This is a genomic window from Pseudomonas sp. HY7a-MNA-CIBAN-0227 (assembly GCF_040310325.1).
Lineage (GTDB): Bacteria > Pseudomonadota > Gammaproteobacteria > Pseudomonadales > Pseudomonadaceae > Aquipseudomonas.
Genome location: NZ_JBEOPT010000073.1, coordinates 1 through 288 on the forward strand (window position 1 = coordinate 1; position 288 = coordinate 288).

The following is a 288-nucleotide window of genomic DNA, read 5'->3' on the forward strand; positions in this document are numbered from 1 at the left end:
GGCCAAGGGCCTGGACGCCGAGCAGATCCGCGCCAGCGACCCGGGCGCCGAGACCCGCGAGCGCGTCAGCGCCGAACACGGCATAAAAACCTTCGCCGATAACGCCGAGGCCATCCACGGCGTCGATGTAATCGTGCTGGCGGTCAAGCCCCAGGCCATGAAGGCCGTGTGCGAGAGCCTGCGCCCGAGCCTGCAACCCCATCAACTGGTGGTGTCGATTGCCGCTGGCATCACCTGCGCCAGCATGACCAACTGGCTCGGCGCCCAGCCCATCGTGCGCTGCATGCC

General features: G+C 68.1%; 1 protein-coding gene. It reads left to right on the plus strand.

Going from position 1 to position 288, the window contains the following annotated elements:
- Positions 1–288: pyrroline-5-carboxylate reductase family protein (locus AAEZ06_RS27035; protein ID WP_350617146.1), on the plus strand; the 288-nt coding region annotated here is incomplete at both ends.